The sequence below is a fragment of the Serratia sp. BIGb0234 genome, from assembly GCF_024809915.1.
Lineage (GTDB): Bacteria > Pseudomonadota > Gammaproteobacteria > Enterobacterales > Enterobacteriaceae > Serratia > Serratia liquefaciens.
Window position 1 is genome coordinate 638,209 of the sequence record NZ_JANUEI010000003.1, and the last position, 13,793, is coordinate 652,001.

Annotated in this window: 10 protein-coding genes; 7 read left to right on the top strand and 3 right to left on the bottom strand. The window is 58.2% G+C overall.

Annotation, left to right across the window (positions count from 1 at the left end; genetic code table 11):
- Positions 1 to 26 precede the first annotated feature (26 nt).
- Positions 27 to 935 (top strand): LysR family transcriptional regulator, encoded by a 909-nt coding sequence (locus M2407_RS15780; protein WP_020828415.1) that lies wholly within the window; start codon positions 27 to 29, stop codon positions 933 to 935.
- Positions 936 to 1,252: 317 nt separating this feature from the next.
- A complete protein-coding gene (locus tag M2407_RS15785) occupies positions 1,253 to 2,407 on the top strand; it encodes an MFS transporter (RefSeq protein WP_046372746.1) in 1,155 nt (384 codons plus the stop codon).
- On the opposite strand, the gene M2407_RS15790 is transcribed toward M2407_RS15785, so the two are convergent.
- Positions 2,397 to 3,320 carry a LysR family transcriptional regulator gene (locus M2407_RS15790; RefSeq protein WP_259218572.1) on the bottom strand — a complete coding sequence of 308 codons (924 nt, stop codon included), beginning with the start codon at positions 3,318 to 3,320 and terminating at the stop codon, positions 2,397 to 2,399. The genes M2407_RS15785 and M2407_RS15790 overlap by 11 nt on opposite strands.
- A gap of 126 nt (positions 3,321 to 3,446) precedes the next feature.
- On the opposite strand from M2407_RS15790, the gene lysA reads away from it, so the two are divergent.
- A complete protein-coding gene (lysA, locus tag M2407_RS15795) occupies positions 3,447 to 4,709 on the top strand; it encodes a diaminopimelate decarboxylase (RefSeq protein WP_128865139.1) in 1,263 nt (420 codons plus the stop codon).
- Between the two features lie 44 nt (positions 4,710 to 4,753).
- Here lysA and M2407_RS15800 read toward each other — a convergent pair whose 3' ends face one another.
- On the bottom strand, positions 4,754 to 5,764 hold the full coding sequence (locus tag M2407_RS15800; RefSeq protein ID WP_116691841.1) for a LacI family DNA-binding transcriptional regulator: 1,011 nt from the start codon (positions 5,762 to 5,764) through the stop codon (positions 4,754 to 4,756).
- Between the two features lie 151 nt (positions 5,765 to 5,915).
- Here M2407_RS15800 and M2407_RS15805 point away from each other — a divergent pair, with 151 nt between their 5' ends.
- Entirely contained in the window at positions 5,916 to 6,371 is a 456-nt protein-coding gene (locus M2407_RS15805; RefSeq protein WP_046372750.1) for a GNAT family N-acetyltransferase, read from the top strand.
- Here M2407_RS15805 and galR read toward each other — a convergent pair.
- The gene (gene galR / locus M2407_RS15810) at positions 6,368 to 7,387 is read right to left on the bottom strand and encodes an HTH-type transcriptional regulator GalR (RefSeq protein ID WP_020828407.1); all 1,020 of its coding nucleotides are present in this window, start codon (positions 7,385 to 7,387) and stop codon (positions 6,368 to 6,370) included. The genes M2407_RS15805 and galR overlap by 4 nt on opposite strands.
- Positions 7,388 to 7,606: 219 nt before the next feature.
- Here galR and M2407_RS15815 point away from each other — a divergent pair, with 219 nt between their 5' ends.
- The 3 genes from M2407_RS15815 to lplT all read left to right on the top strand — a co-directional run bounded on the left by M2407_RS15815 (position 7,607) and on the right by lplT (position 13,782).
- A complete protein-coding gene (locus M2407_RS15815) occupies positions 7,607 to 9,865 on the top strand; it encodes a molybdopterin guanine dinucleotide-containing S/N-oxide reductase (RefSeq protein ID WP_259218573.1) in 2,259 nt (752 codons plus the stop codon).
- Between the two features lie 567 nt (positions 9,866 to 10,432).
- On the top strand, positions 10,433 to 12,586 hold the full coding sequence (gene aas / locus M2407_RS15820) for a bifunctional acyl-ACP--phospholipid O-acyltransferase/long-chain-fatty-acid--ACP ligase (RefSeq protein WP_259218574.1): 2,154 nt from the start codon (positions 10,433 to 10,435) through the stop codon (positions 12,584 to 12,586).
- Positions 12,586 to 13,782 carry a lysophospholipid transporter LplT gene (gene lplT, locus M2407_RS15825; RefSeq protein ID WP_115058129.1) on the top strand — a complete coding sequence of 399 codons (1,197 nt, stop codon included), beginning with the start codon at positions 12,586 to 12,588 and terminating at the stop codon, positions 13,780 to 13,782. Before aas ends, lplT begins: the two co-directional genes overlap by 1 nt.
- Positions 13,783 to 13,793 lie beyond the last annotated feature (11 nt).

Below are 13,793 nucleotides of genomic sequence, written 5' to 3' on the forward strand. Positions count from 1 at the left end.
TATTCATTGCGTAAATCGGACGAATCATGGATCGCATTACCGCTGCTGAGGTTTTTATCACCATCGTCGACCGTGGCAGCATGATTGCCGCCGCGGAAACGTTGGAAATGTCGCGGGCGATGGTGACGCGTTATCTGGCTCAAATGGAGCAATGGGCTGGCGCGCGTTTACTGCATCGCACTACTCGTAAGCTTAGTCTGACTGACGCCGGTGAGCGCACGCTGGAACGCTGTCGACAGATGCTGGCGCTGGCGGGCGAAATCGATTTGGTCGAAGGGGAGCAGAGTGACGAGCTGCGTGGCCTGTTACGCATTACCTGTTCACAATCGCTGGGCCAGACGGCGCTGGTGGGCGCGGTGGCGCAATACCTGAAACGCCATCCGCAGGTTGCAGTAGATCTGCAAATGAACAATCGCACGGTAAATCTGGTGGAGGAGCGTATCGATCTGGCGTTACGCATCACTAACGAATTGGATCCCAATCTCATCGCCCGGCCATTATCCTCCTGTGCTTCCGTGGTCTGCGCTTCCCCGGCCTATCTGGCGGCGCACGGCACGCCGCGTCATCCGCAGGATTTGGCGCTGCATAACTGCCTGACTTATTCCTACTTCGGTAAAAGCCTGTGGCATTTTGACCTTCAGGGCGTGAAGTCGGCGGTCGCGGTCAGCGGCAACCTGAGCGCCAACGAATCGGTGGTGTTGATGGCGGGCACGGTACAAGGCGCGGGTATTTCCATGCAGCCTTACTATTCTGCAGCCCCTTTACTGGCCAGTGGCGAACTGATTGAGCTGATGCCGGATTATCGGCCCCAGTCGATGGGGATTTACGGTATCTATACCTCACGCCGCCAGATGCCGGCGACATTACGCACCATGTTGGACTTTTTGGTGGAGTGGTTTGCCCACGATCCGGATTGGCAGGCGACGCTGCGCTGATAGCGTTAACACACGGGTAACATTTTTACACATTTTTCATCATCAGCGCATTCAAACAGTTAGCGAGCCAGGCATGGCTTTTTGTGCGCAGCGGCCGTTTTGCCACTGGTTTTTACGCGGGATTGCGTGCTATTTCTGTAACGTGAAAAGCGTGAATAAGACTTAATAATTATAGGGTTAAGCAGTTAAGCCCGCTCTTTGAACACCCTCTCTGACCCTTTTTCGCGGGCAGCCTGCCGGGCTGCCCGTCAATTTTATGTGTTTTTACCGGCCCCGAGTGCCTGACACCGGGGCTTTGTTGACTGGGAGCTTTCCGCATGCCTGTTTCTCTGCTCGCACTGGCATTAAGTGCATTCGCTATTGGCACCACCGAGTTTGTGATCATGGGGTTGCTGCCTGAAGTGGCGGGAGATCTGCAGGTCTCCATTCCTTCTGCCGGCTGGCTGATCAGCGGCTATGCCCTTGGCGTGGCTATCGGTGCACCCATCATGGCCTTGCTGACCGCGAAGCTGCCGCGCAAAAAAACGCTGTTGCTGCTGATGGTGATTTTCATCTTCGGCAATATTATGTGCGCCCTGGGGTACAGCTATGACTTCCTGATGCTGGCGCGCATTATCACCGCCTTGTGCCACGGTGCCTTCTTCGGTATTGGCGCGGTGGTTGCGGCCAATCTGGTGCCGCCAAACCGCCGGGCTTCAGCCGTGGCATTGATGTTCACCGGCCTGACGCTGGCAAACGTGCTCGGTGTGCCGCTGGGTACCGCACTGGGTCAGGCGCTGGGTTGGCGTTCGACGTTCTGGGCGGTGGCGGTCATTGGCGTGCTCTCTCTGTTGGCGCTGTACAGCAAGCTGCCCAGCGTGAAGGACGAGGCCCCGACGGATCTGAAAAAAGAGCTGGCGGCGTTGCGCGGCGGCGGTATTTGGCTGTCATTGCTGATGACCGTGGCCTTTGCCGCATCGATGTTCGCGCTGTTTACTTATATTGCCCCGTTACTGACCGAGGTGACGGGTGTTTCTTCCCATGGCGTCAGTTGGACGCTGTTGCTGATGGGGGTTGGTCTGACGCTGGGCAACATCCTGGGTGGACGTTTGGCGGACTGGCGCTTGCCGTTGACGCTGACCTGTACGTTCCTGGTGATCGCCTGCTTTGCGGCATTGTTCAGTTGGACCAGCCATTCGATGGTACCGGCTGAAATTACCCTGTTCCTGTGGGCCGCTGCGGCGTTCGCCGCCGTACCGGCGCTGCAAATCAACGTGGTGACCTACGGTAAAAAGGCCCCCAATCTGGTGTCCACGCTGAACATTGCCGCGTTCAACGTCGGTAACGCGATTGGTGCCTGGGTCGGCGGTGTCGTGATAGCGCAGGGGTTGGGCTTGACCAGCGTACCGCTGGCCGCTGCGGGGATCGCGTTGCTGGGTCTGGTACTGTGTCTGGTGACGTTCAGCCGCGCCAAGCGCCCGGCTAGCGCGTAATCACGGCAGCCAGACGGGCGGGCAGCGTTTGTGCCTGTTGCTGCAAATGTTGAGTAAAGGCCGTGACCAGCGCCGACGATGGGCGGTGCAGCGGGCGGATCAGGCTAACGGTAAAGGGCACGTCAACGCTGAATGGCCGTATATGTATACCGTTGTTGGCGTAGTCCAACGCCGTTAGCGGATTGACTATCGATACCCCCACGCCGGCTTTGACCATGGCGCAGACCGATGCTGCGCTGTGGGTTTCCATCACCAGCCGGCGATTAACCCCTTCCTCACTGAACAGCGAATCCAGCAGTTGGCGATAGCTGTCGGTGTTCGACAGGCTGATAAAGTTTTGTCCGGCAAAATCCTGCGGCGTCAGCCGCTTTTTCGCCAGCAGCGGATGCCTGGCCGGCAAGACACACACTTCGTTCTGCGTCATCAAGGTCATTCGCTCGGTGCCCGCCGGAGTCAGGGTATTTTCCGTCAGGCCCAAATCGTGGCGCTGCGCCGATAACCACTCTTCCAGCAACGGTGATTCCTGCGGTATCACGCTGAAGCTGACCTCCGGATAGCGATCGATAAAGGGTTTGCACACCGCCGGCAGCAGCGATTGTGAAAATACCGGCAGGCAGGCAATCGAAAGCTGCGCCTGCTGGAACTGGCGGATACCGGCGGCGGCATTGACGATGCGATCCAGACCGTAATAGGAACGTTGCACCTCTTCCAGCAGCCGCAGGCCCTGTACCGTGGGGGATAATCGCCCGCGCACCCGTTCGAACAACTGCAGTTGGATCAGTTTCTCGAAGCGCGCCAGCTCGCGGCTGACGGTGGGCTGCGAGGTTTGCAGCAGCGCGGCGGCTTCGGTCAGATTGCCGGTCGTCATCACCGCATAGAAGATTTCAATCTGGCGCAGGGTTATCGCGTGCATCGGGCGGCTCCATCATGAGCAAAGCCATATCATAAATGAATAGACTCTGGCTAAATAGATATTTTCCACCCGAGAAAGAGTGCGGCAATATTGAGGGCATACCATTTTCGAACCGGGAACATCACTATGCCACGCGCTTTGCACGACACTTCTACCGCTCTTAACGCCGCTAACCTATTGGCGCTGCCTCAGCGCTTTGGTTGCCCTGTGTGGGCCTATGACGCAGCGATTATCAGCGAGCGCATCAGCCAATTGCGGCATTTTGACGTGATCCGTTTTGCCCAGAAGGCCTGCTCGAATATTCATATTTTGCGCCTGATGCGTGAGCAGGGCGTCAAGGTGGACTCGGTGTCGTTAGGCGAGATTGAACGTGCGTTGCAGGCCGGTTTTCAGCCGGGTGGCGAACCAAGCGAAATCGTGTTTACCGCCGATGTGCTCGATCACGCGACTCTGGCTCGCGTCAGCGAATTGAAAATCCCGGTCAACGTCGGTTCGATCGACATGCTCGAACAGTTGGGGCAGGTCTCTGCCGGGCATCCGGTGTGGCTGCGCATCAATCCAGGTTTCGGTCACGGCCATAGCCAGAAAACCAATACCGGCGGTGAGAACAGCAAGCACGGTATTTGGTATGCCGACTTACCGCAGGCGGTGGAAAAAATTCAGCAATACGGTCTGAAGCTGATTGGCGTGCATATGCATATAGGGTCGGGGGTGGACTACCAGCATCTGGAGCGCGTGTGTGACGCCATGGTGCAACAGGTGATCGACCTCGGCCAGGACATCAGTGCGATTTCTGCCGGAGGCGGGCTGTCGATCCCCTATCAGTACGGCGAAGAGGCGATCGATACCGAACACTATTTTGGCCTGTGGAACAGCGCCCGCGAGCGTATTGCCGCACATTTGGGTCATCCGGTGAAGCTGGAGATCGAACCGGGTCGTTTCCTGATGGCAGAAGCCGGTGTGCTGGTCGCCGAGGTGCGCGCAGTGAAAGACATGGGCAGCCGGCACTTTGTGCTGGTGGATGCCGGTTTTAATGATTTGATGCGTCCGGCAATGTACGGCAGCTATCACCACATATCCCTGCTGCCGGCCGACGGTCGCGATACCGCACACCAGCCACTGCGTGAAACCGTGATTGCCGGACCGCTGTGTGAATCCGGAGACGTCTTTACTCAGCAGGCCGGTGGCGGTATTGAAACCCGCGAGCTGCCGCCGGTGCAGGTTGGCGATTATCTGGTGTTCCATGACACCGGTGCTTATGGCGCGTCTATGTCTTCAAACTACAATAGCCGCCCGCTGCTGCCGGAAGTGCTGTTTGAGAACGGTGAACCGCGCCTGATCCGTCGTCGCCAGACCATCGAAGAGCTGATTGCGCTGGAACAGATCTGATGCTTTTGGGCGCATCGTGGTTTCAACGACAGCGCCCGGAGGGATCAGTCGGCGTAAGGCCCGGGGAGCACCGATTCACGCAGCCGCAGTTCGCCGGTGAACGGGGTGAGTGGCTGTGTGTCTTCCCCATTGATCAGGCGAAAAGCCTGGCTGATGGCGGCTTCGATCATCACGTCGATCGGCAGATACACGGTAGATAGTGCAGGTTGCAAATAGGCGGCGCTGGGCTCGTCGTCAAAGCCGAACAGTGAGACATCCTGCGGCAGGCGTTTGCCCGCATCGAGCAGCGCCTTCATCGCGCCGACCGCCATGTCGTCGTTGCAGGCGAACAGCGCGCTGAAATCGATATGCTCGGCCAGCAAACGCCGGGTGCCCTGATATCCGCTTTGCACGCTGCTGTCACCGTAGGCCACGCGGGCTTCGTTGAAGGCAATATGGTGCTGCTCTAACGCTTGTTGATAACCTGCCAGCCGCGCCTGTGCTGTTGGTGTGGCGATGGGGCCGGTAATGCAGGCGATCTCGCGATGCCCCTGCCTAATCAGATAATCCACCGCATGGAAGGCCGCCTTTTGCTGTTCGAAGAACACGCAGCGTGCGCGCGCCTGCGGCAGATCCCGATTGATCACCATGATCGGCACCGGCAGGCTGTCCAGCAGCTTCATCAGCGCAGTTTCTGACATGAAACGGGTATACAGAATGATGGCATCACAGCGGCGATCCGCCAGTAGCTGTACCGCCTGCAGTTCATCTTCCGGCGTGTCGTGGCCGTCGGTCACAATCAGGTGTTTGCCACTGGCCTCGATCAGCTTGGCTGCGCGACGAAGCAGGCGTCCGAAGTAGGGGCCGTCGAAATTGGACACTACCAGGCCAATGCTGTTGGAGCTTTTGTTTGCCAGCGATTGGGCGAGGAAGTTCGGGCGGTAACCCAAATCATCCATGGCCTTGAACACCGCATCGCGGGTGCTCTTTTTCACCTGGCCGGTGCCATTTAACACGCGTGAAACCGTGGCTTTGGATACCCCCGCGCGAATGGAAACATCCAACATGGTGATCATCAGTGGCTTACCCCTTTCAACATCCGCTGTGGTAAATATCGCTCAGTCTAGCATAGGCTTACCCCTTGGCTGCGTGGGATTTTTCCGCCGGGATTGTGTTGTGGCGCAACGTCCGTAGACTGATGCCAGACAATGGGAAAAGAGAGAAGAGATGACTGAGATTAGGCTTCTGGCGGATTATCCACAGCATCGCGGTCAGGTGATTGATTGGCTGTGGCAGGCGTTTGGCAGCGAAAGCAGCCGGGCATTTTTCGCCAGCGTGGTGGACAGCGGGCTGTGCGGAGCCGATTTGCCCATTACTTTTATCGCCCTGCAGGACGATAAAGTGGTTGGCACCGTCGGCTTATGGCGCTGCGACTTGATCAGTCGGCAGGATCTGACGCCCTGGCTGGCGGCGCTGTATGTCGACGAAAGCCAGCGCGGCAGCGGTCTGGGGCTGCGGTTGCAGCAGCATGTGCAAGACTACGCCCGACGCACCGGCTTCAGTGAGCTTTATCTCTACAGTGACTTTAGCGGCTATTATGAGCGCCATGGCTGGCGCTACATCGGCGATGCGCTGGATTACCCCGATCGCCCGGTGCGGCTGTATCACCGGGAGTTGATCTAGTTCTGCTCGTAAACGTTATTGATGCTGGCCACCGAATGGCGGCGCACCAGCGTCGGGCTGAACATGTTGGTGATCTCCGGCAGCGGCTGATTGTTGGCCAGTGCCAGCGCCAGTTCGGCCGCCTGGGTCGCCATGGCCACCACCGGATAGCGAATAGTGGTCAGACGCGGCCGCAGGTAGCGTGAAATCAGCACGTCATCGAAACCAATCAGCGACATCTGCCCCGGCACATCCACGCTGTTGTCGCTCAGTACCGAAAGGGCACCGGCGGCCATTGAGTCGTTGTAGCAGGTGACCGCGGTGAAGTTTTTACCGCGCCCGAGCAGCTCGGTCATCGCCTGTTCGCCGCCAATCTCGTCTGGCTCGCCGTAGGCAATCAGTTTTTCATCTACCGCAATGCCGTGCTCCTGCAATGCATCGAGATAGCCCTGCAGACGGTCCGCCGCATCGGAAATTTGGTGGGTGGAGCAGATGATGGCAATACGCTGGTGCCCCTGTTGGATCAGGTGGCGGGTCGCCAGCCAGGCACCGTAGCGATCGTCGAGCGCCACGCAGCGCGATTCAAAGCCCGGCAGCGTGCGGTTAATCAGCACCATGCCCGGGATCTGCTGCATCCACCCGCTTAACTCACGGTCGGTCAACTTTTTGGCATGTACCACCAGTGCGGCACAACGGTGGCGTACCAGCTGTTCAATCGCCTGACGCTCTTTTTCTGCCTCGTGGTAACCGTTGCCAATCAGCAGGAAATTGTGGGTGGCGTAGGCCACCTGTTCCACGGCCTTGACCATGGCACCAAAGAAAGGATCGGAGACGTCGGAAACGATCAGCCCGAGCGTTTCGGTCGATTGCTGTGCCAGCGCGCGGGCATTGGCGTTTGGGTGATACTGCAGTTGTTCCATCGCAGCCAGCACGGCGGTGCGTGAGCCTTCGCTGGCCTTGGGAGAATTGTTTATTACGCGGGATACCGTGGCCACGGAAACACCCGCCAGCCTGGCAACATCCTTTATGGTAGCCATATCTGTCATACATCCTGGGTAATCGCTTACATCCCTCAGTCTTGCGGAAAAAGCCCGGGGCTGCAAGCGCTGGCGATCGTAACTTGTGGCGGCTGTTGCAGATATGGGCAATTTACCCCGAGCTTAGACCTGTGCCGCTCAGTGATAGAGCCATTTGTGCTTTGGCGCGGCGCGTCGGCTAATGCTATTTTTGGGCATCCATTCTTGGCTGAGAACACCATGTCGATTAAACGCTATCCGCAACTCGCTCACTGGGGCGCCTATACCGCCGTGGTTGAAGACGGCAGGCTTATCCGTTGTGAGCCGTTTGCCGACGATCCGGATCCTTCCCCAATGCTCGACTCCATCGCGCCGATGGCTTATTCCGACAAGCGCATCCGCAAGCCGTCCGTGCGCCGTTCCTGGCTGCAAAAGCGTGAAGGCAGCGACCGTACGCTACGTGGCCGCGAGGATTTTGTCGAAGTGGATTGGGATCTGGCGCTCGATCTGGTGGCGGAAGAGAACCGGCGCGTGCGCGATCGCTACGGCCCCTCCGGCTTGTTTACCGGTTCCTATGGCTGGTCATCTGCCGGGCGCCTGCACCACGCTCGTTCGCTGGTGCGCCGTTTTTATTTTGCTGGCGGCGGCGGTGTCGATCAGTTGGGCAACTACAGCTGGGGAGCGGCCCAGTTTTTCCTGCCGTATGTGATCGGCACTTTCACCCCATTGACCGGCCGTGTCACCAGCTGGCCCAGCGTGGTTGAGCACTGCGAGCTGTTTGTGGCCTTCGGCGGCCTGGCGTTGAAAAATGCCCAGGTCTCTTCCGGCGGTGCGGCGGAGCACTCGCTCAAACCCTGGCTGCAAAAGCTGGTGAAAAAAGGCACTCCGGTGATCAACATCAGCCCGATGCGTGATGACTGCCCGGAATTTGTTAATGCCGAATGGATCCCAATTCGCCCGAATACCGACGTGGCGCTGATGCTGGCACTGGCGTATGAAATCCAGCGCCGTGGCGCTCAGGACGAAGCTTTCCTCTATAGCCACTGCACCGGCTATAGCCAGTTGGCGGATTATCTGCGCGGCACCGACGACGGCGTGGCGAAAACGCCTGAATGGGCCAGTGCCATCACCGGCATTCCGGCGGCGCGTATCGGTTTGCTGGCGCAGCAACTGATCGGCGTGCGCAGTTTTATCACCTGTTCCTATTCGGTTCAGCGTGCCCATCGCGGTGAACAACCCTACTGGATGATGATTGCCTTGTCGGCGATGCTCGGCCAGGTGGGGCTGCCGGGGGGCGGTTTCTCCTTTGGTCACGGCTCGATGAACGGGGTCGGCAACCCGCGGGTGGATACGCCGGGGCCCATGATGCCGGTCGGCGCCAACCCTTGTGGGCTTGCCATCCCGGTGGCGCGTATCTGCGACATGCTGTTGCAACCCGGCGGCTCCTATCAGTTCCGTGGCGAGACGCACCAGTATCCGGATATTCATTTGGTGCACTGGGCCGGCGGCAACCCGTTCCATCATCACCAGCAGCTAAACCGGCTGGTGGAAGGCTGGCAGAAACCGGATACGGTGATTGTGCAGGATATCTGGTGGACGCCGGCGGCCAAGATGGCGGACATCGTGCTGCCGGTTACCACCTCGCTGGAACGTAACGATATCGGCGGTTCATCGCGCGATCGCTACGTATTGGCGATGCATCAGGCCATTGCGCCACAGCATCAGGCACGTAACGACTTTGATATTTTTGCCGATCTGGCGGAGCGGCTCGGTTACCGTGAGCAGTTCACCGAAAACCGCGACGAGCGGGCCTGGATCGAATCTATCTATCAACAATGCGGCCAGGCGCAGGCGGGGACCGGCGTAGAATGGCCCGAGTTTGAGGATTTCTGGCGCAAAGGCTACGTCGAGCTGCCGGCACCGGCGAAAGAATTCGTGTTTTTCGACGATTTTCGTGCCGATCCGCAGGCCAATCCGCTGCAAACGCCGAGCGGCAAGATTGAGTTGTTCAGCGAGAAAATCGCCGGTTATCGCTATGCCGATTTTGCCCCGCATCCGCAGTGGCAGCCGCCAGTCGAGTGGCTGGGGGCACCGGAAGCCAAAGAGTGGCCATTGCATCTGATATCTATCCAACCGAGCGATCGCCTGCATAGCCAGATGGATCCGGCGCCGCTGGCGCAGGGCAATAAAACGGCCGGGCGCGAAACGCTGTATATGCACCCGGAAGATGCAGCCAGGCGCGGCATTGCCGAGGGGGCGGAGGTACAGGTCAGCAACGCGCGTGGCAATTGCCTGGCAGGCGTTGCGATCACCGACGGCGTCACCCAGGGCGTAGTGCTGATGGCAACCGGCGCCTGGTTTGACCCAGGTTTTGGTGCCGAGCGCCTGCAGGTGGAACAGTCCGGCAACCCGAACGTGTTAACGCTGGATATCGGTACCTCGCCATTGACTCAAGGGCCGAACGCCATGAGCTGCCTGGTAGAAGTGAGCGTACGATAAACATCCAACCCCACGGCAAGGCGAGCTCACTGTGGCTTGAAAGGCCTTGGGGATACACCGCTGGTTACACTTTGCGCCCTAATGTTTCGATTGGCCGCTGGCTGGTTTTCGGCTCAACGCGGTAAATTAAACGTCCCAGAGGTATTGATTGGTGAGTTTCAGCAACTTGTTTGTTGAGCCCATATTAATTTGCACCAACCTACGCAGATGCGTAGGTTTTTTTTTGCCCGATCCCCCTCCGTCCCGCCTGCGTAAAATCTGATTTTGTATTTTTATTCCGCAGGACTATTTACATTTCATTGAGTTATTTCAGTACATCGCGGGAAATTTACAGCTGGTTGCATTTAGAGCAAAACTCTTGCGATTGATCGGTAGTTTCTTAATCGCCACCTCTCTAGAGTAGGTGATCCCAGAGGTATTGATTGGTGAGAAATCAGCATACTCTGTATGTTGAAGCCATTTTCAATTGCACCAACCTACGCGGATGCGTAGGTTTTTTTTTGCCTGCCATATAGTATTCTTTTCCCTACAACCATTTACGCTCATCTTGGGCAAAGGGAGAAGGGCATGATCTTTTCAATGCTGCGGGTGCTATTCCGCCTGCTGTACCGGGTACGCGTTGAGGGCGACGCCCGACATTTCGATCAGAAAAAGCTGCTGATTACGCCCAATCACATCTCCTTCCTCGACGGTATTCTGTTGGCGCTGTTTTTGCCGATCAAACCGGTGTTTGCCGTCTACGCCAGCATTGGCGAACGTTGGTTTATGCGCTGGTTGCGGCCTTATATCGATTTCGTTTCGCTCGATCCCACCAAGCCGATGGCCATCAAACAGTTGGTGCGCATGGTTGAGCAAGGGCGGCCCATCGTGGTGTTCCCCGAAGGGCGCATTACCGTGACCGGCTCACTGATGAAAATTTATGATGGTGCCGCGTTTATTGCCGCCAAATCGGGGGCGACCGTGGTGCCGATACGGCTTGATGGCGCCGAATTCAGCCCTTTTGGGCGTATGGCCGGGGTATTCAAGATCCGTTGGTTCCCGCAGATCAGCATCCGTATTTTACCGCCGACGTCATTGCCGATGCCGGTCGCGCCACGCGCCCGAGAACGTCGCATGCTGGCCGGCGATCGTTTGCACCAGATCATGATGAAGGCGCGTATGGACACGCGCGAGCCACAGACCCTGTTCCGCGCTTTGCTGGCGGCGCAGCATCGCTATGGTCGGAGCAAGCCGTGCATTGAAGATATCAACTTCAAGGAAGACAGCTACCAGACACTGATTAAAAAAGCGCTGGGCGTCAGCCGTATCCTGCAGCGCTTTACCGCCGAGGGCGAACATGTCGGCATGCTATTGCCGAATGCCACCATTACCGCCGCGGCGATTTTTGGTGCCTCGCTGCGCAACCGTATCCCGGCGATGCTCAACTACACCGCGGGTTCCAACGGCCTGAAAAGCGCCATGCTCGCCGCCAGTCTTAAAACCATCGTCACCTCGCGCCAGTTCCTGGAAAAAGGCAAGCTGACACATTTGCCGCAGCAGGTGCCGGAGGCCAACTGGGTGTATCTGGAGGATCTGAAAGATACCGTGACCCTGGCGGACAAGCTGTGGATCCTGCGTCATCTGTTCCAACCCGCGCGCGCCATGCTGCCGCAGCAGCCTGACGATGCGGCACTGATCTTGTTCACCTCGGGGTCGGAGGGCAATCCGAAGGGCGTGGTGCACTCCCACGCCAGCCTGCTGGCCAACGTTGAGCAGATCCGTACCATTGCCGACTTCACTCCGCGCGACCGTTTTATGTCGTCGCTGCCGCTGTTTCACTCGTTTGGTTTGACGGTCGGGCTGTTGACCCCGTTGATGACCGGCAGCCGCATCTTCCTCTACCCCAGTCCGCTGCATTACCGCGTGGTGCCGGAACTGGTGTATGACCGTAACTGCACCGTGCTGTTCGGCACGGCCACTTTCCTCAATAACTATGCGCGTTTTGCTCATCCGTATGACTTTGCCCGGTTGCGCTATGTGGTAGCCGGTGCGGAAAAGCTGGCGGACAGCACCAAACAGATTTATCAGGACAAATACGGTATTCGCATCCTGGAAGGCTATGGCGTGACCGAGTGTGCGCCGGTGGTGTCAATCAACGTGCCGCTGGCGGCCAAGGTGGGTACCGTCGGGCGCATCATGCCGAATATGGAAGCGCGTTTAATGAAGGTGCCGGGTATTGAGAACGGTGGACGCCTGCAACTGCGTGGGCCGAATATCATGAAAGGCTATCTGCGGGTGGAGCATCCGGGCGAGCTGGAGCCGCCAGCGGCAGAGGATGAACAGGGCAACCTGCAGCCGGGCTGGTACGATACCGGCGATATCGTCACGCTGGACGAACAGGGCTACTGTGTGATCCGCGGTCGGGTGAAGCGCTTTGCCAAACTGGCGGGCGAAATGGTCTCGCTGGAAAGCGTGGAGCTGCTGGCACAGCGCGTATCGCCGGAAGGGCTGCACGCCGCCACGGTGAAAAGTGACAGCAGTAAAGGCGAGGCACTGGTGCTGTTCACTACCGATGCAAGCGTAACCCGCGAAGCCTTGCTGCGGGCAGCGCGTGAATTGGGCAGCCCTGAACTGGCGGTACCGCGTGATATTCGCCTGTTGAAAACGCTGCCGGTGCTGGGCAGTGGCAAACCGGATTTTGTGACCCTGCGTAAAATGGCTGAACAGCCGGAGACTGTCTGATGAACCCGTCGTCGAACACTGATTCACCCTTGCTTTCGCGCAGCATGATTGCCGTCATTTGCGCACAGTTTCTCTCTGCGTTCGGTGACAATGCGTTGCTGTTCGCCACGCTGGCGCTGATCAAACAACAGCTTTATCCCGACTGGAGTCAGCCGATTCTGCAGATGGCGTTTGTCGCCACCTATATCATTCTCGCGCCTTTTGTCGGCCAGATTGCCGACAGCTTTGCGAAAGGGCGGGTGATGATGGTGGCTAACGGCCTGAAGCTGGCTGGCGCATTGGTGATCTGTTTCGGGTTGGATCCGTTCCTCGGTTATAGCCTGGTGGGCGTGGGTGCCGCAGCTTATTCACCGGCCAAATATGGGATTTTGGGTGAGATCACCAGCGGTGAGAAACTGGTCAAGGCCAACGGCCTGATGGAGGCTTCCACTATCGCGGCGATCCTGCTGGGCTCGGTGGCCGGCGGCATCCTGGCAGACTGGCACGTGGTCGCGGCACTGGCGGTATGTGCGCTGGTTTATGCAGCGGCGGTGATCGCCAACCTGTATATTCCGCGCCTGCCTGCGGCACATCCGGCGACGTCATGGACGCCACGTGCCATGACTCGCGCTTTCTTCAACGCCTGTGTGGTGCTGTGGCGCGATGGGCAAACCCGTTTCTCATTGATTGGTACCAGCCTGTTTTGGGGCGCAGGGGTCACGCTGCGCTTTCTGTTGGTGCTGTGGGTACCGGTGGCGCTGGGTATCGCCGATAACGCCACGCCGACGTTGCTGAATGCCATGGTGGCGGTGGGGATTGTGGTTGGCGCCGGTGCCGCAGCTCGCTTCGTTACGCTTGAGACCGTGAAACGCTGTATGCCGGCCGGGATCTTGATTGGCGTAGCGGTGGCGATATTCGCGCTGCAAACTACCTTGCTTAGCGCCTATGCGGTACTGCTGATTATCGGCGTCTTGGGCGGCTTCTTTGTGGTGCCGTTGAATGCGTTGTTGCAAGAACGAGGCAAAAAATCGGTGGGGGCAGGCAACGCGATCGCGGTGCAAAACCTTGGCGAGAACACCGCCATGCTGTTGATGCTCGGGCTCTATTCGCTGGCGGTGAAAGTCAGCGTACCGGTGGTCGGCGTGGGGATCGGTTTTGGTGTGGTTTTCGCGCTGGCGATCGGCGCACTGTGGTTGTCGCAACGACGGGCAAAATAATCAAAAGGGGC

Bases quoted from the DNA above. Each gene is read 5' to 3' on its own strand.
- M2407_RS15780 (WP_020828415.1), top strand. From the start codon at position 27: ATGGATCGCATTACCGCTGCTGAGGTTTTTATCACCATCGTCGACCGT.
- M2407_RS15785 (WP_046372746.1), top strand. From the start codon at position 1,253: ATGCCTGTTTCTCTGCTCGCACTGGCATTAAGTGCATTCGCTATTGGC.
- M2407_RS15790 (WP_259218572.1), bottom strand. From the start codon at position 3,320: ATGCACGCGATAACCCTGCGCCAGATTGAAATCTTCTATGCGGTGATG.
- lysA (WP_128865139.1), top strand. From the start codon at position 3,447: ATGCCACGCGCTTTGCACGACACTTCTACCGCTCTTAACGCCGCTAAC.
- M2407_RS15800 (WP_116691841.1), bottom strand. From the start codon at position 5,764: ATGATCACCATGTTGGATGTTTCCATTCGCGCGGGGGTATCCAAAGCC.
- M2407_RS15805 (WP_046372750.1), top strand. From the start codon at position 5,916: ATGACTGAGATTAGGCTTCTGGCGGATTATCCACAGCATCGCGGTCAG.
- galR (WP_020828407.1), bottom strand. From the start codon at position 7,387: ATGGCTACCATAAAGGATGTTGCCAGGCTGGCGGGTGTTTCCGTGGCC.
- M2407_RS15815 (WP_259218573.1), top strand. From the start codon at position 7,607: ATGTCGATTAAACGCTATCCGCAACTCGCTCACTGGGGCGCCTATACC.
- aas (WP_259218574.1), top strand. From the start codon at position 10,433: ATGATCTTTTCAATGCTGCGGGTGCTATTCCGCCTGCTGTACCGGGTA.
- lplT (WP_115058129.1), top strand. From the start codon at position 12,586: ATGAACCCGTCGTCGAACACTGATTCACCCTTGCTTTCGCGCAGCATG.